Genomic DNA, 18,963 nt, shown 5'->3' with positions numbered 1-18,963 from the left:
TAATCGCCTTATCACCGCTCGCATTACAAATCGTCTTGAGGGTTATTACTAAGGAGGTAGCCAACACCATGAACGGTAATAATCATTTGTGGGCAATGCGGGTCTTCGCTTAACTTACGGCGAATTCGGCCTATTAAAACATCAATAGTGCGATCTGTAGCGTTCCATGTGCGATTCTTGATTCGGTCCATAAGTTGATCACGCGTTAAGGCAACCCCCTCATTTGCCTTAAGCGCTAACAAAAGCTGAAATTCACCTTCGGTTAATTGGCTCACACTGCGGTCAGACTTAAGCAAAATACGGCGTGATGTATCTAATTGCCATGTCCCAATCGAACGAAAAACGGGTTCTTCTATTGGTTTTTTAGCAAGCTCTCTCTGATTCCTAACGCGGCGAATGAGGTTTTTACCACGAGCCAAGACTTCTCGTGCATTAAAAGGTTTGCAAACGTACTCATCGGCTCCACACTCTAGCCCTATGATGCGGTCAATATCGTCCTGTTTACCTGTTACTAAAATAATTCCGACTTCTGAACGGCTCCGTAATTCGCGGGTCAGAGTCAATCCATCTTTACCAGGTAAACGAATGTCTAGAAGAATAAGGTCGAATTCTTGCTCACTCAATAACTGTTCAGCGGCTTCAGCAGTATCAGCCCCTGAGACTGTATAGCCTTCTTCTGCAAAGTAGCTTTCGAGTGTTTCTCTGATTACGCTAGAATCGTCAACCACGAGAATTTTAATGTCTGACATTAACATAGCTAAGTACTACAAAAGGTAAAAGTTAAATCAAGTGTTTCATGATCATTTTATTATCGTTATTTTTAATGTTAAACAAGCCATCTCATGACCTGTTCAATGAACTATAACAATTAAGCCAAGAAAAGATAAGAGCATAATATTTCTAAAAAATATCAACGAAATGTAAATAGATCCGCACTATGTAAACAGCTGTTAATATTAATTTCAATCCTATCATTAAATAAAACCATTTCGTAACGAAAGCTATCACAGAGCAAATATATGCTGATATTCGCTTTTTCTAAGAAGTGATAACAAAGCCACAAAACACAGCATTTTTTGTGCTCAGCTCAGTCTTGGTGCAGTTTCGTTTATCCCTTGATCAATACGTCATCATTGATGATTCTTTCTACCTTATTTAGGATTAACTGACCGATTTATCATGCACAGTAATAGAGCAATAGATATGAGTATCTCATTCGATATGGTTTTTAAATAAGGTTTCTCGCCATATTTTTTGTCATCAAGTCATTAAAAAAATACTCGTGATATTTAATGCTCCCTAATCAAATACGGATTTAACAAGGCATTTTTCGCTATTTCTATTTCACATTGTTCATACAAAGTATTACGACTTGTTTGTGAATTAATTATCCCTTCCTGCTACAACATTAATTAAGAAAAATGGAATATGACATTTCACCATGTCAATTTCCTTTATCCGAACTCAATAAAAAAGAAAAAAGGAACAACATATGGCTGTCAGCACACAACAATCAGAGACACAGAAGCCAAGCCTTGCGCTTGCTCTTGTCCCTGTAATACTCACTCTTGCTTTACTCGGCGTGCAAATCTTCTATTTTGGTGATTTCACACCGCATATACCTCTTGCTATTGGCTTAGCCATTACAGCGTTAGTTGGTATTAAACAGGGCTTAAAGTGGAAGCAAATTGAAGAAGGAATTTTTCATGTAATCCACGTATCTATGCCTTCTGTATCCGTATTGATTTTAGTCGGCATGTTGGTCGGGGTTTGGATTGCCAGCGGTACCGTCCCTACTTTGATTTATTACGGACTAACATTACTATCACCACAAATATTCTTAGCCGCGGCAATGATTCTTTGTTCCGTTGTATCTCTATCTTTGGGTACATCTTGGGGAACAGTCGGCACAGTCGGCCTAGCCCTAATGGGGATTGGTGCAGGTTTTGAAATTCCAATGTACTGGACTGCCGGCGCAGTTGTATCTGGTGCCTTCTTCGGTGATAAGGTTTCACCTCTTTCCGATACCACTAACTTAGCACCAGCAGTGACAGGCACTGATGTGTTTTCCCACATCAAAAACATGATGCCAACCACTATCCCAGCGATGTTAATTGCTTTGGTTATCTATTTAATCGCAGGCTTTACTTTAATCGACAACGACAATGGTTCTTTTGAACGCATCACTGCGATCACATCGTCCCTACAAAGAAACTTCGAAATCTCTGCTTGGTTACTGGCTCCGGCTTTAGTCGTTATTGTACTTGCTGTTAGACGCATGCCGCCGATTCCATCTTTATTCGCGGGTGTTATTGCAGGTGCAATTGTTGCAGTGTTTACACAAGGCGCAGGCATCCATGACATTTTAACTTATGCGAACAGCGGTTACTCCATCACCACAAGCTCTGATGCGATTAACAGCCTCCTAAATCGCGGCGGCATCCAATCTATGATGTGGACTATATCCTTGATTTTGATCGCACTCGGTTTTGGTGGCGCACTTGAAAGAACAGGCTGTCTAGAAGCCATTATCAGCGCCATCATGACTAAAGTAACAACATTCAAAGGTGTTCAGACGTCAGCCACACTAACATCGGTTGCAACCAACCTTGTCGCAGGCGACCCTTACCTATCCATCGCTCTACCTGGTCGTATGTATGCGCCAGTATATCGCGGAATGAAGTATTCAACGCTTAACCTTTCTCGCGCAATCGAAGAAGGCGGCACCTTAGTTTCTCCTCTTGTGCCTTGGAATGCTGGCGGTGCTTTCGTTATCGGCGCATTGGGTTTGAGTATTGGCGATGGCAATTTCGAGAATCTACTTTATATCCCACTAGCCTTCGCATGTTGGATTTCTCCCGTTCTAGGCCTCATCTATGCTCAGCTAGGATTTTTCTCTCCAAAAGCAACGGAAGAAGAACAAGCAAGATGGAAGAAAAACAACGAGCTGGTTATGGATTACGGTACCGCTAAGTAATCGCCAGATGTTCAAATCAACAAAAAAGCAGAGCACTCATGAGGTTCTGCTTTTTTGTCTTCTAAAAACAATAACCTTCTAAAATCAAATCAAAAAACAACTCTGAAATGTCAGCAAAGTGCTACACTAGCGCCCTCAATTTGCACCTTAAAAATAAGCGAGACATCCATGAGCTTTGCGTCTTTAGGACTTCATCAAGACATTATTCAGCAAGTAACAGAGCTGGGATATACAACACCAACGCCCATTCAACTTGCCGCTATTCCAGCCGTCTTGGCGAAAAAAGATCTTATGGCCGGAGCGCAAACTGGTACAGGGAAAACGGCTGCTTTTGCTTTACCTCTGTTACACCAAATTCTACGAGCTAAAGACTCAAATACTGCTGAAGGCATTCAAGTGCTGGTACTCACGCCTACTCGCGAATTGGCGCAACAAGTTCATGCTAGCTTCCTTAAATACAGCGCAAAACTACCGATCCAGTCGGTTGTCGCTTATGGTGGGGCAAGTATAAATGTACAACTCGATGCATTGAGACAAGGCTGTGATGTGTTGGTTGCAACCCCAGGCCGCTTACTTGAACTCATCATGAAAAACCTGATTGATTTAAGCAAGTTACAAGCCCTAGTATTAGATGAAGCAGACCGCATGTTAGACATGGGGTTTATCATTGATATTCAAAGAATATTGAAAAAACTGCCTGAATCTCGACAAACTTTATTTTTCTCCGCCACCTTCAATGACGAAATTTTCGCCCTCAGCAAAACCCTATTAAAAGACCCACAATTAATCGAAGTGAACAGCCGAAATACCACGGCAACTCATGTCGAGCAAACGATTTACGCGGTAGATCAAGATCGAAAAAGTGCCCTACTGTCGTTCCTCATAGGATCTAAAAACTGGCAACAAGTACTTATTTTCACTCGTACCAAACAAGGCGCTGACGAGCTAGCCAAAGAAATGGAAAAAGATGGTATTGCCACTCAATCCATCCATGGTGACAAATCCCAAGGTGCACGTGATCGCGTATTGGCAGATTTTAAAGCAGGCAAAGTACGTGCTCTCGTAGCAACTGATGTTGCAGCAAGAGGTATAGACATAGAGCAATTACAATATGTCGTAAATCACGAATTACCTTACAACGCAGAAGACTATATTCACCGCATCGGCCGAACTGGTCGTGCTGGTTCAACAGGCCTTGCCATTACCCTAGTTTCTGAAAAAGAGCGCTATCTACTAACAGACATTGAAAAACTAGTTGGTGAGCAATTCGTTCCTCAGTGGCTACCAGGTTTTGAACCAGACCTAAACAAAGTAAACAACGCCCAGAAAAAGCGCGAGCCATCTAAAAAAGAATTAAGAGCAAAAGCGCTAGGCATACACCCTTCAAAAGACAAAAAACCAAATAAAAAACGTCGTTCAAAATAAAGTAATTCGTTGTTATTATTCTAATAATTATTAGGTAAAAATCAGCTGTCAGCTTCGTATTCGATAGGGAAATCACATGTTTACAACAATTAAGTCTCGCCTGTTAATAACAGTTCTTCTACTCAATGCTTTAGCCAGTATCTGTTATACAGCTTATCTTTACGATGTTCGCAAAACAGACTTATATGATCAGGTCGATCGTAATCTCATGTTTGCCGCAAATACCGCGGCAGAACTAGCGGATGCAGATATTTACGACCAAATTTCTCATGGTAGTTTCACTGTAGCTCAATCAGACCTTCTGCAACTAAAAGCCTACAATGTTCTAAAATTCTCAGATGTAGAATATATCTACACCATGGTTAAAACGTCTGACGATATTGTATTTGTATTAGACACACCCGATCCAGAAGAAGTCGAAAGCAATAAACTGCCCGCACCTTTGCCATCCTATGAAGATCCAAGTGACAAGCTACTAAAGGCATTCTCTCAAAATGGAACACAGCCAATATTCGACGAATATACAGATGAGTGGGGAACATTCAGATCTATATTTATTCCTTATACAACAAAGAACGGTCAAAAATTTGTAGCTGGCGCAGATATACTGCTATCTAGGATACAAGCGGAATTACAAAAAACCTTAATAATATCTAGCATAATCGGCTTTATAATATTTATTATCTCCTCGACCATTATTTATTGGCTTGTTTCTCATATATTGAAGCCTCTCGCCGAAGCTCAAGTACTAATGCGCACTATTGCGACAACACGTAATCTGACCTTACGCTCCAAAACCAATTCAGATGAAATTGGTCTATTACTAGAAGACTTCAACCATTTAATTTCAGAGCTTCAATCAACGCTATCAGCATCAACTAATTCGGCTATTGAAAACTCCACAGTATCTTCCCAACTTCAAGGTAGCAGTAAAGAAATCCGTTTAGCAGCACAAAAAATTGCATCAGCGGTCAATGAAGCCCACCAGCATGCGGTATCGACTAGTCAGTTATTAGAAGTATCAGACTCTGATTTAACAACGGCGGTAAAAGATACTCAGAGTGCAACTACTTCCTTAGAAAGAGGGCAGCATGCTTTCGGTAAAGTAACCGAAATCATCAATGAAACAGCATTGTCTCAATCACAACTTTCTGACGAATTAAACTTACTTTCGCATAAAGCAGAAGAAGTTAATAAAATCCTCTCCTCTATCAGTGGTATAGCAGACCAAACCAACCTATTAGCGCTAAATGCCGCAATTGAAGCGGCACGTGCAGGAGAGGAAGGACGAGGGTTTGCGGTTGTTGCTGACGAAGTTCGCCAACTTGCTATCCGCACTCAAAGCAGTTTGAATGATACTGGTATCGCCATTGGCAGTATCATCTCAGCGATAAGCAAGGTTGCTGACAAAATGAAAAACAGCGAAAGCCAGTTTAATCAGCTACTAGAGGAATCTTCTCAGTCGCTAAACAGCATTACAGAGAGTTCAACAACCATGTCTGACACTCGTCAAAAAATGCAATTCACCTCTGGGAATGTAACTAATGTCTTAAGAGATATTCACCAGGTGCTATCACTAATGTCTAATGTGGAAAGCCAAGCCATCTTTAACAGGAACAGCACAGAGGAAATTGCCGAAGCAGCAGATCGTCTTCAAAATTCAAGCTTGTCGTTAAAAAATGAATTAAATAGGTTTGTCGTTTAGTATAGGCTGCGTTAACAAGAAAAGAGCTATCAAATACTTGTTAGCGCGTCGGTTTTAATATGAAATATAAGGCCTATATATGCAGAGTTTACTTGTGCAATGAAACTCCAAAGCACGTCAAATAGGCAACTTAACACTTCATCAATGTCTCCAACATTGTTTCGAAGAATGCTTGTTGTCGCTATTTTAGGCTTTAGTGCAATATGGACAATTGATGCTTCAAGCGGAATTATTGTGTCCTTTGACGCTGCAGCTTACCCTATTTGCATAGGTGCTTTTAGCCTTGTTTTTATCCTTAGTATCACCACTAAAATCAATCATCAAAGCCTACATTTTTTTGTCTACTTTATCGTTGCCGGTTATCTAATTAGCTCAAGTATTTGGCATCACATGGCTGCTAATGGCTTGTTTTCAAACGCGGCGCAGTGGTTGGGGTTAAATTATGTCATTGCTTATCTCTTTCTCGAAGTCAAAAAAGCCGCCCCCACAACCATCATCGTCTTTGTTGTAACCATCATTGGCCATTACATAGCGATCATCCAATACCACACAATGGCAGACACAATGGGGGTTGTCTTAAATATTGCCATTGCACACCTTATTTACATTTTCTTGCTATGGACAGTGATTAAACTCAGAGTCAAAACCGACCAAGTCATAGAACGAGCAGACACACTCGAAAACTATGCTTATGTCGATCTACTCACTCGAGTACTAAATCGACGAGGAATTGAAAAAGTTTTTAACGAGCTTAATCTAGATTCAACAGAGCAAAAGAAGAATTACGCAATTCTAATAATCGACATTGATCATTTTAAACAGGTCAATGATATAAATGGTCACTTGGCGGGAGATAAAGTACTTAGCAGCATAGCAGGTAAACTCAGCCGAACAGTTCATCCTAACGATGTTCTGGGTCGCTGGGGGGGCGAAGAATTTATTGTCCTTACTTTGAATAGAACGCCAAAGCAAGTAATGACCCTAGCTGAAAACTTAAGAACAGCAGTCAGTAACCTCGTCATCGACAACATATCCAACATTACGGTAAGCATTGGCATTGGATACTCATATGAAGCTTCTTCAAAAGAGGCTGTATTCAAAATCGCTGATAGCCACCTTTATATAGCTAAACAATCTGGGCGCAATACCATTCGCACGAGTAACACTTAGCTCCTATTTTTCTCACTAAATATCTTCCACCTACCCACCTCCATCTAGTAAAAAACTTATCTTTCTAGCAAACATAAGAATCGCTCTACGCACAAAAACATCTTGATATATAAAGCTATTATTCCATTACTATTTCCAGTTCAGCCCATTTTTAGCTCCGTCCTCCTTTTCTAATAACTCCATCCAACTCAACTAAAAGAGATCCACTTAACATTAGTTATCGAAAAACACAGTTAAAACCTCAAGCCCTCTATCCATTTCCTTAAACATACTTCCTATAGAGAACAGCTCTCGTTTTTGTAAAAACCCATTGAATTTTAATATCAAAAAAAGACTAAGAGATCATTATAATATCAATAAATACACTGTAAAATTATTGTAAGGTTACACAAATACACGTAAGATTTACGAAACATACTACACAGTAATAGATAGCATTTTAGAATAAGAAAAAATCAAAAAGGAATAAAAAGCTATGATTAGAGATAATATTGATTTTCTTGATGCTTCGTCTGAAAGAGAGTGCACTTTTTATAATGACTATTTACTCAAAAATATTCGAAGCGCATCTTTGAAAAATTTACGCGGTAATTCGCAAGCTGAGCGTATAAAAAAGCTGAATGAAGAATTAGAAAATCTAATCAACAAAAAAAGAGCGCCGCAGAACTTTGCAACTCAAATGCGTACTGCGTTTAAAGCAAGCCAACTCCCTTCCAATTATTTCCGCTGGATAGATAAAAAAGACGAAAGATTATGCAATTGGGCATGGTGTTACTTAAAAAGCACTACAAAAAAGTCAGAAACCGAATCAGAACAAGATCCAACGAAAGAAAACCCATTCTTATTGCTTTCAGGAAAAGCGTTCAATACCGAAAGAAGCAATGCTGCTGATAGACACATGGATATCTTGGATGCTTTTTATCATGGCGAAGCAGATACACAACAACAGCAAGACCTACTCGAAGAACTGAAAGCGAAATGGCAGGAAATTCGTTTTAATGAAACGATCGTCAATTGGCTTGAAGGAAATAATCCATCACAATGGGTCTGGGCTTGGTCTTATCTGCAAAATATTACTCAAAGACCTCTAAAACAGGCTTGGATACCGACCACAGAAGCAGAAAAAAAAGCTGCAGTTATTGCTACTATCGATTTATCTGATAACGTAGACCGTAAAGCATTAATCATTGATAAAATGAAAAAGGCTTGGAGTCAGAAAAAATTTCGTGAAAAATCGAGTGGTAGAAAACCTTACAGCATCAGCATGACGCTCAACACCAAGCAAAAGCTAAATGCACTGGCTGAAGAAAAAAACATGAAAATCAACGAGATGGTTGAGTATTTAGTAAGGAATGAATATAAAAAGCGAGATTCCAACGAATAGCCTTGTTAATTGCAAGGTAGAAATGATTCCGCTATACCAGCGATAAAGTCTATTTTCTATTTCTGGTAGTTTCATTTGTCATCTAATCACTGTATAACGAGCCGCATGAAAATCCCTAAAAGAATACAACCACTCATCGAAGATGGCTTAGTAGACGAAGTACTTCGACAATTAATGAGCGGAAAAGAAGCGACTGTCTACGTAGTACGCTGTGGATCAGAGATCCGTTGCGCAAAAGTATATAAAGAAGCCGGTAAACGCAGCTTTAAACAGGCTGTGCAATATCGCGAAGGCAGAAAAGTCCGCAATAGCCGTCGTTCTAGAGCTATGGAAAAGGGCTCTAAATTTGGCCGAGATGAGCAAGAGAACCTTTGGCAAAACGCTGAAGTCGATGCCTTGTATCGATTAGCGGCTGCTGGTGTTCGCGCTCCAACTCCTTATGGATGCTTTGATGGCGTTTTATTGATGGAGCTCGTTACCGATGATAGCGGTGAAGTAGCACCACGCCTCAATGATGTAGTACTGACAGAAGAGCAAGCCAAACGAGATCACGATACTATCATCAAAGATATTGTCCGCATGTTGTGTGCTGGTTTGATCCACGGTGATTTATCTGAATTTAACGTATTGGTTGATTCTCACGGCCCTGTGATTATAGATCTTCCTCAGGCCGTTGATGCAGCAGCAAATAATAATGCCGAATGGATGCTAGAACGTGACGTAAATAATATGCGCAATTATTACGGCATGTTCGCGCCAGAACTTCTTGAGACCAAATACGCCAAAGAAATCTGGGCGTTATTTGAAGCTGGTAAATTAACGCCGCACACCGAACTGACAGGTCTATTCGAAGAGCCAACAGAAGAAGCCGATGTCGATTCCGTACTACAAGAAATCAAAGAAGCCTTCGAAGAAGAACAAGACCGTTTAGCTCGTATTAACAGTTCAGACGACGAAGATTAATTAGCAATTTAGGTACAGATTTTTTAGATTAACCTAAGAGAGCAACAGCCATTGCTTTTGCTCTCTTAGCAGCATCTAGGTCACCCGCTACATACGCCTGTGCAATCGCTCCTTCCTTAAGCACACTTATACTCTGTGCCAAATCAGCTGGAGCCAACTTACCTGTAGAACCCACAAGATTCGCTTGAATAAAAGATGTAATATTTTGCTTATGACGCTGACATATTTCATTAACCACATGATCAGAAAACTCCCCGTTGGCTTTTACGAAAAAGCAGCCTTTAAATGGCGATAACACCTCAATTTTGTCATGAAACCAATCATCAAGCGCATCAAACAAGGCTAAAACAGCGGTTTTTCCTTCCCCAGCCGCCATCATTCTGGATGTTAGCCAATCCATAAAGATCTGGTCTCGGTAAATCAGCACAGCTTCAACCAAATCATCTTTACTACTAAAGTGATGATAGAGCGTTTTTTTTGCCACACCGGTTTCCGACAAAATCAGATTTATTCCCACAGCATGAATGCCATGTTGATAAAAAAGCTTAAACGCGGCGTGTATTAATAAGTCAGGTTTAGTCACTTCACTTCTCCCTAGTCGAAAAAGAATATTGACATGAGTGAACAGACTTGTCTACCATTAGAGAGACAAATCGGTCTACCTGTATTTACCGACGATAAACAACGTTCAAGAGGAATCCGTTCATGCTATCCAACTTTTTCACTTCATTTTATCAATCGAGATTCTTTACTATTTGCCTAGCGGGGATTGGAGCAACACTGTGTATCTTTATGATTGCCCAAGGCGCTCAGCTTGCACCAGAGTATCTTGGTATGATGGCGCCTTTTGGCGCAACTATGGTTATCCTGTTCGCCCTACCTAAAAGCCCTTTAGCTCAACCCAAAAATATTCTGGGCGGTTATTTATTAACAACCACAATAGGATTAATCGCATTACAATTCTGGGATGTAACCCCATTAACCATGGCAATAAGTGTTGGAGTCGGCGTTTCCTTGATGATGTTAACCAATACACTTCATCCTCCGGCAGGCGCGAACCCTCTTTTAGTACTATCACTGAAAGTGTCATGGGGGTTTTTACTCTCACCGGTTCTATCTGGATGCTTGCTTATTATTCTGTTCGGCTGGTGCTACCACAACTGGATCTCACGTATTGGCTATCCACTAAAGTCAAAGAATTGAAACCATACAAAGGGTTAATACACTAAAAGACACGGTAATTGTTTTTTTTCACGAACTTTCAGCTGATCAAATGCGATTTATTACATTTGGTGCTTTTTTAACCAAATGAATCATGTATAATTCCGCTCCGCATTTGACCTTACGGTCAGATGTCAAAGCAAAGCGTCATTAAATTTTAAACTTGGGTTCCCTCACCCCAATCAAACGAAAAAGGTCACAATATGAGTACTTTTACATCTGCGCAAAAAGGCAAGGCACTGTGCTACCTTGCGATGTTCCACCTACTAATCATTGCTTCTAGCAATTATCTAGTTCAGATTCCCTTCACGGTATCAGGGTTCCACACCACTTGGGGTGCGTTCACTTTCCCTTTTATCTTTTTAGCAACAGACCTCACAGTAAGAATCTTCGGCGCGGCATTAGCTCGAAAAATCATCTTCTTAGTCATGATTCCATCGCTAATCGTTTCTTATGTATTGTCAGTTGTGTTTGCTCAAGGCGAGTTTCAAGGCTTCGGGGCTTTGTCATCACTAAATACATTTGTCGGACGAATTGCTATTGCTAGCTTGATGGCTTATCTACTTGGTCAAGTACTTGATATTCAAGTATTTAATCGCTTACGCCAACTTAAGCAGTGGTGGATTGCACCTGCGGCATCGACTTTATTTGGTAATGGCTTGGACACATTGGCGTTCTTCGGTATCGCCTTTTACCAAAGCCCAGATCCATTTATGGCGCAACATTGGCAAGCAATTGCACTGGCGGATTTTGGCTTTAAACTCATCATCAGCCTTGGTTTGTTTATTCCCCTATATGGCGTGCTACTAAACTATCTAACCAAGAAAATAACAGAGGTAAAACCCGACTTCAGAATGCCAAACGCGCAAGGAAATGGTGCCCAATAAAAACCCAATATTTTTATGATAAACGATGGAGCCTCTGATCTAATCGGAAGCCCCATCGTTTTGCATGTATCAAGATTTTCCTTACTCTCCCTAGTTTTCATCGCTCCTTATAAGACAGAAATAAACATTTCATATAAACAAACCATTCTAATTAGTTACAAAGATAAACAATTAAAACCACCAACTATCCTATATGGGATATGAATTAATACTCAACTCTAGGCATGCTTCTCCACTACAACTAATAAAAATAAAAGAGGAATGTATGAATAGATTTAAATTAAACTCAATCGTCGGTATCAGTGCAGGCCTAGTCATATCAGGTTCAGTACTCGCCACTGAAAATGGTGCACCAAGTACAGCTCCAGGCATTTATGGTTTTAGCGCTGGCTATATGCCTCCAGTAACAGATATCGGTGCTTTTTCTATAAGAGGATCGATTTACAAAGCAAATAAAAATTTAAATGGTAAGGGCGACGAAAATCTAAGTGACTTTTCACAAACAGTGAAGGCGCTATCTTTCACTTACATAAAGATGACAGATACCCAGTTTCAAGGTGCCAACTATGGATACGGAATCGTTATCCCATTTTTGGATTTAGATATTGACGGCAAAGTGCCTAATTCAAATATTTCGGTAGTCGGATCAGATTCTAGTATCGCTGATATTCAAATTGTGCCTTACATTTTGCAGTGGCATCCATCAGAAAATCTAGCAACCAATACACAATTGCAAATACAAATTCCAACGGGTCATTACAGCAAAGACGATACCATCACAACAGGCCTAAATCACTGGACCTTTTCTCCTGCATTTAACTTCACTTACATGACAGACAGTGAAATTGAAATTTCCTCTAGCTTCCAGTTAGACATCAATACTGAAAACAAAGACACCAACTACACAAGCGGGATTGAATACCGGCATGAGTTTGCTATTGGTCAGCATTTAACTGATTGGACAGTTGGGCTAGGTGGTTTTTACTACAAACAACTAACCGATGACAAAGCACCAGCAAGCAGCAATATTGTGAATGGCAACAAAGGGGAAGTGGTAGCAATAGGACCAGAGCTTAGTTTCTTCAGGCCAGGCCTGCCTTTTGTCTCGTTCCATGCTTACAAAGAGTTCAAAGCAAAAAACCGTACACAAGGCTATACAGCAGCATTATTAGTTTCCCAAAGCTTTTAATACTCTCGCTAAATATTGAACCATAACACGGTGGCAGTTATCCCCTTTCTGTTTCCGTCGTTATGCGTTCAATACATACAATGATACTAGCAAATAAAGGCCTATCTAAAAGGGAAGAAAAATAGGCCTTTACAGTGCTTGAATTAAAGGCTAGTTCGCTTAGTAACTGTATTTAGCGCCAATTTTATACACAGGGCGCCAGCTATCATTAGATTTAACCTGCGCGCCTTTATAACTGTAGGTATCGCCAGATTTATAGGGTTTCATACCAACTTCTGCAAATGGGCTCCAACCACTTTTAAAGCCTTTGTATTCGCCGGTGAAATTAACTTCAGAAAAGCCTGACTTGTCACCTTTCCATCTTGGGCCTGAGCTTTCTTGGTTGAAAGTGTAATCAACTGATGCTCCAAAACCCCAATCCTCAATACCTTTGTACCCAGTAGAGAAAGTCCAACGGTTGTAATGAGAGTTTTGTTTCGTCTTATCAGCTAACTTATCGTAATGATAGCGATGACGGAAACCAACAGACCAATCATCATTTACTTTATAACCAAGACTTAAATTAAACTGATGACCTACTTTGTCAGAGCCTGATTCCCACTTGTACTGCGGAGTTAAAGTAAGCGTGTCAGAGATTTTATAGCGATAGCTGATATTCGTTTGCTGACCATTGCCGCTTAGTTCATCAAAAGGACCTGCACCTTTAGCGCTGCCCCATTTTGCTTCTACACCAAAACCAATGCCATTGGCAAATCGATGACTGACTTCAATACGATCTTTATTTTCTTGATCCTGTCCATCGTATTCAGGAACGTACTCATGACGAATATTAATCGTTGTTGCATGAGCTGCAACGCTGGTTAGCCCAATCAGGACTGCTGCAGATACAATTTTAATCTTCATATCAAAACACCGTTTTATTTTTATAGGGTTGAAGTTTTAATTTAAACCCTTATTTGATTTTTTGAAAGTATTTTTGCTATGAAAATTTTAAAATAATAAAACATCGTTTTAAAAATAAGGTAGTTTCAATCTAGAAGCTAGATATGTAGAGGTTTACAAAGAAAGTGTAAAAAATAAGAAAATCAAGAAATCGAGAACCATTCTCTCTTATGAAGGCAGTTCTTCAGGGCAGGATCTATTCGAAATTGAAGATATAGTTACAGCAAGGCCATCAAGACCAAAGGTCACCGAAGCGGTCTCGATGACTGAGATATAGACGTAAATCAAACTCTAATTGGTGATAATCTGGCTCCATATAACAACAAAGCTTATAAAAGGCTTTGTTGTGATCCTTTTCTTTGAGATGTGCGAGTTCATGCACCAAAATCATCTTTAATAAAGGTTCAGCAATACGTCGAAATAAAGACGATATACGAATTTCATTTTTCGCCTTTAACTTGTTGCCCTGCATTCTAGACACAAAAGTATGCAACCCAAGGGCATTATTGATGATGTGTATCTTATCGTCATAAATGACTTTACTGATTGGCGGGGAGCTGCGCATAAACTCATTCTTGAGATCCATTGCGTATTCATACAGAGCACGAGTTCCGTTAAGTCCATGAACGTCAGGGTATTTTTTTAGCAACCATTCACCTGATTTTTCCGCCTCCAACAAACTTTGCGCCTGCTGTTGAACTTGAGGGCTATAGGCTCCAAGGTAGTTTTTCATGTCATTAACCTGACTATTTTGACTCATATATTCTGTCGCTAAACGGTTCAAAAGGGTGGAGATTTTGGCAGAATTAGAGCTAAAAAACCATTAATGAAGAGCATCGATAGTGCTATAGAAAAGAGAAAAACCAGTTAAAACAAAGTATTGCTTTGAGGCATCGCCAAGAACACACAATTTCTTCCAGCCGCTTTGGCTTGATACAAGGCCTTATCCGCTTTATTCAATATATCATCTACCGTACAGTCGCCATCCTGTCGACAAGCCACACCTAATGATACCGTAAAAAATACTTCCTGATGATCAAGGCTCAATACCATACTTGATTCTATTGACTCCCTTAACTGCTCAGCAATTCGTATAGCCTCGTCCTTTTCAGTGAACGGCAGTAAAATAGCAAACTCTTCACCACCGATTCGAGCAATAAGATCGTCTCGCCTGAGAATCGACAGACTCATCTGTGCAAGCATTTGTAGCACTAAATCCCCTGTTTTATGGCCGAACTCATCATTTACTTTTTTAAAATGATCCACATCCATCATTAAAATAGCGAGCGGAAAATGCTTCTCTCTCGACTGATTAAGAAGCGTTTCACATTGCTGAAAAAAGTAGCCCCTATTTGCCAATTCAGTTAAATGGTCAAAATACGCTCTTTTTTGAAGTGCCTCTTGTGCCCGAAAACTTTCGATCGCAATACTCGCCAAATTACTGGCAAAATTAATCAATTCAAAATCTTTTTCTGAAGGTGTTGAAGAAAAACGTTTATAGATGGCAAAAGTACCTAATAAATCCCCTTTTGACGACATGATAGGATCAGACCAGCAAGCTGCGACTTCGGCTTGACGGGCGAGCTGAATATAATCCGCCCAATAGGGATGATCATAAATATCCTCGACAATGACGCGTTGCCCTAAATACGCGGCGGTACCACAAGATCCAACATTTAAGCCTATTTTCACACCATCAATAGCTTGGTTATAAACATCAGGAAAACTAGGAGCTGCACCCAACCTTAGACATTGCTCGTCTTTATCAAACAACAACACACTGCATAACGAAAGCGGGCTTTCTTGTTGAATCTGCTTAACAATCACATTAAGAATGTCTTTTAGTGCAGAACTTTTAGCCACCATTTCCAACATGTCACTGCGGGCACGTAATCGCTCTTCAGCCACCCAATGATCTGTGATGTCATTAAAATACCAAAGTTGTTTATCCCCAATCGTGGAAAAACACATACTGATATGTCTAACAGAGTTATCTTTGCAAAACAGTGTAGCGCTTAAGTCATGCGCAGATGCATTATCACGGTATTCATGAATCCAAGGTGCAATGACGTTTTGGTAATATTCAGGTTGAGGAGAAACACGTAAGAACCAGCTTTCGATATCAAGAATATCACCCAAAACAAAACCAAAAAGCTCACTAAATGCTTTATTGATATATTCAATACGACCAGAAGACAAACTTGACCAACTAACAGCAATTGGCGTGGTATTTAGAATATCCTCTAACCGAACCTCATTGTTCTGGCTGTCTTTCATACAATATCCGTGGAATAGCGTGCTTAATGCAGAAGTTACTGCCTACCACATAGTAATACGGAACAACCTAACGAATAACAAGCTTGTAAAAAAGCTTTTTTGTGTGCTTTTTGTACGAAAACAACCAGCCCTTGCCTGCTCTAGATTTTTATACCAAAAATAGAAGCTTGTTCAAATTCTCCCATAACTGCGGACTCGCAGCCCAAACAGGATTACCACTTAGCAGCCCATCATTATTAAGAAAATCTGTTACCTGCCCGCCTGATTCTTTGATTAACAACAGTCCCGCCAAAGCATCCCAACTATTAAGATGAGATTCGAAATAGCCATGAACAAGCCCAGATGACACATGAGCAAGCATAAGAGCACCAGCGCCAAAACGTCGATATTCAACATTCTGTGTATCTAACATCAAGATAAGATCGCAATATTCTTGTACGGGTCGACGATTAGAACGACCCAAACCAATAATAGCCTGACCTTTTTCAGGATCATGAATAGCTAACCGAGCACCATTTAAATACGCCCCTTGGCCTTTTTTTGCCATGAAAAATTCATCACGATCAGGCGCATAAACAAAGCCCACCTGGATCTCGTTATTTTTTACATAAGCGACCGAAACACACCAATAATCCATACCTTGAACATAATTTGTGGTGCCATCAATCGGGTCGATTACCCATACACCGCTGGTGTTTGCATCTACGCTTTGAATCAAACCACTCTCTTCACCTAAAAAACCATCTTCCGGAAACAAGGAGCGAATCACTTGTTTTAACTCGTCTTCAACGGCTATATCTGCTTGTGAAACAAAATCTTGCCGGCCTTTCGTAGTCACTGACAGCCCCGACTGACGAATGGTTTGAGCACGTTGTCCGGCTTGTTTGATCGCGGATTCTAAAACCTGATATTCATCTTGCATGTTATTTTGCCCTTATCATGGTCGGCTCAAAGTTTGGCGACGTATTTCTAATCACCAATTTGACCGGGATCTCTTCTATACTCTGAACAATATGCGGATCTTGCCCTCTGGCTTCTAAGCGAGATAAAACACGCTTTGCGGTTTCCAAGACATCCTGATGAATAGTTGTCAGGCGGTAACTATATTGCGCAGTTTGCGGTGTATTATCAAAGCCAATAATGTGAAAATCAGCAGGCGCATCGAAGCCATTTTCGCGCATACCATCTAAAAAACCGCAGGCCAATTGAGCATTAGCACAAAAAACACCATCGACTATTTTGCCTTGCTCACAAAACCGATGAGCCGCTTGCCTTCCACCTTCGTAACCATCCATCTCGGCTGTAATCTGAAGTAAATCACTCTCATCGCAAGCGCCTTTTTCAACCATTACTTGGTAGAACACCTTGCCACGATTGATACCAGACCAAGTAGATTCCTTATAATTCAACCAACCAATAGATTTACAACCACAACGAATGAACTGCTCGGCAACAAGAGAAGCCGCCATTTTATTGTCGGAACAAACGAAGTCCACATAAGGAATGTCCATGTGACGATTAATGCCAACCACAGGGATATTGTGTTGAACGCACTCTTTGACCAAATCAGCAGGAGGCTGACCGGAGGTTACGACCACGCCCGAGACTCGAAACTGCGTAAAGCGTCGGATGGTCATTTCCAGCTCATTGGCATCACGAACTTCCGTCACCAACGCTTGATAGCCCTTTCTTTGGATTTCACTCAACAACCCTTCTAACAAACTGCTACGAAAAGGATCGCTCAAACGCGCTACAACCACGCCAATTAACTGACTGCGTTTGCGATTTAAGCCTTGAGCTAAAAAATTGACTTGGTAACCAAGCTCATTTGCCGCCTGTAATATTTTTTCACGGGTTTCTCTCGCGACATTTCCTTGATCACTAAACACTCGAGACACCGACGCACGCGACACGCCAGCAAGCTTCGCAACATCCTCGGCTGACGCAGAACGACCACGTCTAGAATTTGTCACAACTTGTCTCCTTGCCCTATGGAAAGCAAATTGAAGGTCTTCTCGCTGAGATCGAGATTATCTAAATCCAGTTGCAAACCATCTCGACTCAAAAACATGTCAGGAATATCAGCCAGCGCATTAAGCAAGCTCGGTATCGCTTCATCAAAACAATGATAAATACCTAACGCTTTGACTTCTGTATCGACCAGCAATCGTTCGCAATCAGGTAAATCACCGTGAGAGGAGTCATCTGGTAATGCAGCAAAAGACGCACATTCCTGAAAAGCGATATCAGCCCCTTTCATAAGCACTTGACTGGCTAAGGTAGGACGCCCATCACCACTGTAAAACAGCGTTTTTTCATCAACAGTGATACGAATCGCTTTGTTCGACATTTCGTGTTGGGTATTCGCGGTACGAATTTGCCAATGCTTCCATTCGAATCCGTCAGTAATATCCTGCCAATGAATATCGAAACACACATGAGTTTCTGGCCACACAGCCAAATCCACCAGCGCTTGAAGAGGTTGGCGCTGTTCTGCTTGGCAAAAAATGGTCAAAGGTTCAGTACGTTTAAAACTTTTCCATTGATTAATCAACGCAGCTAGCCCGGAACTGTGGTCAGGATGAATGTGAGTAAAATAAATTACCTGTATATCATTCACATCGATATTGCGTTGCCAAATGGCTCGTGGAACCGTCGGCCCACAGTCGATAAGCCATTGGTTTTTCTGACAATCTATAATTCTAATCGAGGAAGTATTATTGCGTTTTGAAAACGCACTGCCACTGCCAATCACGTCAATTTTCATACTGTCTCACCAAGATGTCTTTTTAGCTTAATTAAATTGTCATAAAGATCCGACAA

At 40.6% G+C, this 18,963-nt stretch carries 17 protein-coding genes; 9 read left to right on the top strand and 8 right to left on the bottom strand.

Annotated features, from left to right (window positions below):
- Positions 1 to 23 precede the first annotated feature (23 nt).
- A complete protein-coding gene (locus tag TY87_RS05720; RefSeq protein ID WP_269777502.1) occupies positions 24 to 749 on the bottom strand; it encodes a response regulator in 726 nt (241 codons plus the stop codon).
- 743 nt (positions 750 to 1,492) lie between these two features.
- On the opposite strand from TY87_RS05720, the gene nhaC reads away from it, so the two are divergent.
- The 6 genes from nhaC (at position 1,493) to TY87_RS05690 (ending at position 9,624) form a co-directional block, all read left to right on the top strand.
- Positions 1,493 to 2,977, top strand: coding sequence for a Na+/H+ antiporter NhaC (gene nhaC, locus TY87_RS05715; RefSeq protein ID WP_072838566.1), 1,485 nt, complete (start codon positions 1,493 to 1,495; stop codon positions 2,975 to 2,977).
- A 168-nt stretch (positions 2,978 to 3,145) separates the two neighbouring features.
- A complete protein-coding gene (locus TY87_RS05710; protein WP_100186330.1) occupies positions 3,146 to 4,402 on the top strand; it encodes a DEAD/DEAH box helicase in 1,257 nt (418 codons plus the stop codon).
- A gap of 76 nt (positions 4,403 to 4,478) precedes the next feature.
- A complete protein-coding gene (locus tag TY87_RS05705; protein ID WP_100186329.1) occupies positions 4,479 to 6,107 on the top strand; it encodes a methyl-accepting chemotaxis protein in 1,629 nt (542 codons plus the stop codon).
- 234 nt (positions 6,108 to 6,341) lie between these two features.
- Positions 6,342 to 7,277, top strand: coding sequence for a GGDEF domain-containing protein (locus tag TY87_RS05700; protein ID WP_232617076.1), 936 nt, complete (start codon positions 6,342 to 6,344; stop codon positions 7,275 to 7,277).
- A gap of 475 nt (positions 7,278 to 7,752) precedes the next feature.
- Positions 7,753 to 8,661, top strand: coding sequence for a hypothetical protein (locus tag TY87_RS05695; protein WP_072838570.1), 909 nt, complete (start codon positions 7,753 to 7,755; stop codon positions 8,659 to 8,661).
- 105 nt (positions 8,662 to 8,766) lie between these two features.
- Complete coding sequence (locus TY87_RS05690; protein ID WP_100186327.1) at positions 8,767 to 9,624, top strand: PA4780 family RIO1-like protein kinase; 858 nt, start codon at positions 8,767 to 8,769, stop codon at positions 9,622 to 9,624.
- Between the two features lie 28 nt (positions 9,625 to 9,652).
- Here TY87_RS05690 and TY87_RS05685 read toward each other — a convergent pair whose 3' ends face one another.
- On the bottom strand, positions 9,653 to 10,207 hold the full coding sequence (locus TY87_RS05685; RefSeq protein WP_100186326.1) for a TetR/AcrR family transcriptional regulator: 555 nt from the start codon (positions 10,205 to 10,207) through the stop codon (positions 9,653 to 9,655).
- Positions 10,208 to 10,329: 122 nt separating this feature from the next.
- Between TY87_RS05685 and TY87_RS05680 the strand changes: the two genes are divergently transcribed.
- The 3 genes from TY87_RS05680 (at position 10,330) to TY87_RS05670 (ending at position 12,921) form a co-directional block, all read left to right on the top strand.
- Positions 10,330 to 10,827, top strand: a complete 498-nt coding sequence (locus TY87_RS05680; protein WP_100186325.1) for an HPP family protein — start codon at positions 10,330 to 10,332, stop codon at positions 10,825 to 10,827.
- A gap of 221 nt (positions 10,828 to 11,048) precedes the next feature.
- Positions 11,049 to 11,732 (top strand): 7-cyano-7-deazaguanine/7-aminomethyl-7-deazaguanine transporter, encoded by a 684-nt coding sequence (locus TY87_RS05675; RefSeq protein ID WP_100186324.1) that lies wholly within the window; start codon positions 11,049 to 11,051, stop codon positions 11,730 to 11,732.
- A 265-nt stretch (positions 11,733 to 11,997) separates the two neighbouring features.
- Positions 11,998 to 12,921: a SphA family protein gene (locus TY87_RS05670; protein WP_100186323.1), complete on the top strand. Its 924-nt coding sequence runs from the start codon at positions 11,998 to 12,000 to the stop codon at positions 12,919 to 12,921.
- Positions 12,922 to 13,080: 159 nt separating this feature from the next.
- On the opposite strand, the gene TY87_RS05665 is transcribed toward TY87_RS05670, so the two are convergent.
- The 6 genes from TY87_RS05665 to TY87_RS05640 all read right to left on the bottom strand — a co-directional run bounded on the left by TY87_RS05665 (position 13,081) and on the right by TY87_RS05640 (position 18,907).
- Entirely contained in the window at positions 13,081 to 13,824 is a 744-nt protein-coding gene (locus TY87_RS05665) for an oligogalacturonate-specific porin KdgM family protein (RefSeq protein WP_072838576.1), read from the bottom strand.
- A 271-nt stretch (positions 13,825 to 14,095) separates the two neighbouring features.
- On the bottom strand, positions 14,096 to 14,596 hold the full coding sequence (locus TY87_RS05660; RefSeq protein ID WP_100186384.1) for a YgjP-like metallopeptidase domain-containing protein: 501 nt from the start codon (positions 14,594 to 14,596) through the stop codon (positions 14,096 to 14,098).
- Between the two features lie 134 nt (positions 14,597 to 14,730).
- Positions 14,731 to 16,140 carry a bifunctional diguanylate cyclase/phosphodiesterase gene (locus tag TY87_RS05655; protein ID WP_100186322.1) on the bottom strand — a complete coding sequence of 470 codons (1,410 nt, stop codon included), beginning with the start codon at positions 16,138 to 16,140 and terminating at the stop codon, positions 14,731 to 14,733.
- A gap of 148 nt (positions 16,141 to 16,288) precedes the next feature.
- Positions 16,289 to 17,062, bottom strand: a complete 774-nt coding sequence (locus tag TY87_RS05650) for an inositol monophosphatase family protein (protein WP_100186321.1) — start codon at positions 17,060 to 17,062, stop codon at positions 16,289 to 16,291.
- Position 17,063: 1 nt separating this feature from the next.
- The gene (locus TY87_RS05645) at positions 17,064 to 18,113 is read right to left on the bottom strand and encodes a LacI family DNA-binding transcriptional regulator (RefSeq protein WP_072838579.1); all 1,050 of its coding nucleotides are present in this window, start codon (positions 18,111 to 18,113) and stop codon (positions 17,064 to 17,066) included.
- Positions 18,110 to 18,907 carry an MBL fold metallo-hydrolase gene (locus tag TY87_RS05640; RefSeq protein WP_100186320.1) on the bottom strand — a complete coding sequence of 266 codons (798 nt, stop codon included), beginning with the start codon at positions 18,905 to 18,907 and terminating at the stop codon, positions 18,110 to 18,112. Before TY87_RS05640 ends, TY87_RS05645 begins: the two co-directional genes overlap by 4 nt.
- Positions 18,908 to 18,963 lie beyond the last annotated feature (56 nt).

Source organism: Marinomonas sp. BSi20584, from assembly GCF_002792415.1.
GTDB classification, from domain to species: domain Bacteria; phylum Pseudomonadota; class Gammaproteobacteria; order Pseudomonadales; family Marinomonadaceae; genus Marinomonas; species Marinomonas polaris.
Note: the sequence above shows the minus strand (reverse complement) of the source record. Positions and strands in the feature narration are given on the sequence as shown.

What these genes read in the sequence shown, in the direction of transcription:
- TY87_RS05655 (WP_100186322.1), bottom strand. Translation starts at nt 16,140, where the DNA reads ATGAAAGACAGCCAGAACAATGAGGTTCGGTTAGAGGATATTCTAAAT.
- TY87_RS05705 (WP_100186329.1), top strand. Translation starts at nt 4,479, where the DNA reads ATGTTTACAACAATTAAGTCTCGCCTGTTAATAACAGTTCTTCTACTC.
- TY87_RS05660 (WP_100186384.1), bottom strand. Translation starts at nt 14,596, where the DNA reads ATGAAAAACTACCTTGGAGCCTATAGCCCTCAAGTTCAACAGCAGGCG.
- TY87_RS05710 (WP_100186330.1), top strand. Translation starts at nt 3,146, where the DNA reads ATGAGCTTTGCGTCTTTAGGACTTCATCAAGACATTATTCAGCAAGTA.
- TY87_RS05675 (WP_100186324.1), top strand. Translation starts at nt 11,049, where the DNA reads ATGAGTACTTTTACATCTGCGCAAAAAGGCAAGGCACTGTGCTACCTT.
- TY87_RS05640 (WP_100186320.1), bottom strand. Translation starts at nt 18,907, where the DNA reads ATGAAAATTGACGTGATTGGCAGTGGCAGTGCGTTTTCAAAACGCAAT.
- TY87_RS05670 (WP_100186323.1), top strand. Translation starts at nt 11,998, where the DNA reads ATGAATAGATTTAAATTAAACTCAATCGTCGGTATCAGTGCAGGCCTA.
- TY87_RS05680 (WP_100186325.1), top strand. Translation starts at nt 10,330, where the DNA reads ATGCTATCCAACTTTTTCACTTCATTTTATCAATCGAGATTCTTTACT.
- TY87_RS05650 (WP_100186321.1), bottom strand. Translation starts at nt 17,062, where the DNA reads ATGCAAGATGAATATCAGGTTTTAGAATCCGCGATCAAACAAGCCGGA.
- TY87_RS05695 (WP_072838570.1), top strand. Translation starts at nt 7,753, where the DNA reads ATGATTAGAGATAATATTGATTTTCTTGATGCTTCGTCTGAAAGAGAG.
- TY87_RS05690 (WP_100186327.1), top strand. Translation starts at nt 8,767, where the DNA reads ATGAAAATCCCTAAAAGAATACAACCACTCATCGAAGATGGCTTAGTA.
- TY87_RS05720 (WP_269777502.1), bottom strand. Translation starts at nt 749, where the DNA reads ATGTCAGACATTAAAATTCTCGTGGTTGACGATTCTAGCGTAATCAGA.
- nhaC (WP_072838566.1), top strand. Translation starts at nt 1,493, where the DNA reads ATGGCTGTCAGCACACAACAATCAGAGACACAGAAGCCAAGCCTTGCG.
- TY87_RS05665 (WP_072838576.1), bottom strand. Translation starts at nt 13,824, where the DNA reads ATGAAGATTAAAATTGTATCTGCAGCAGTCCTGATTGGGCTAACCAGC.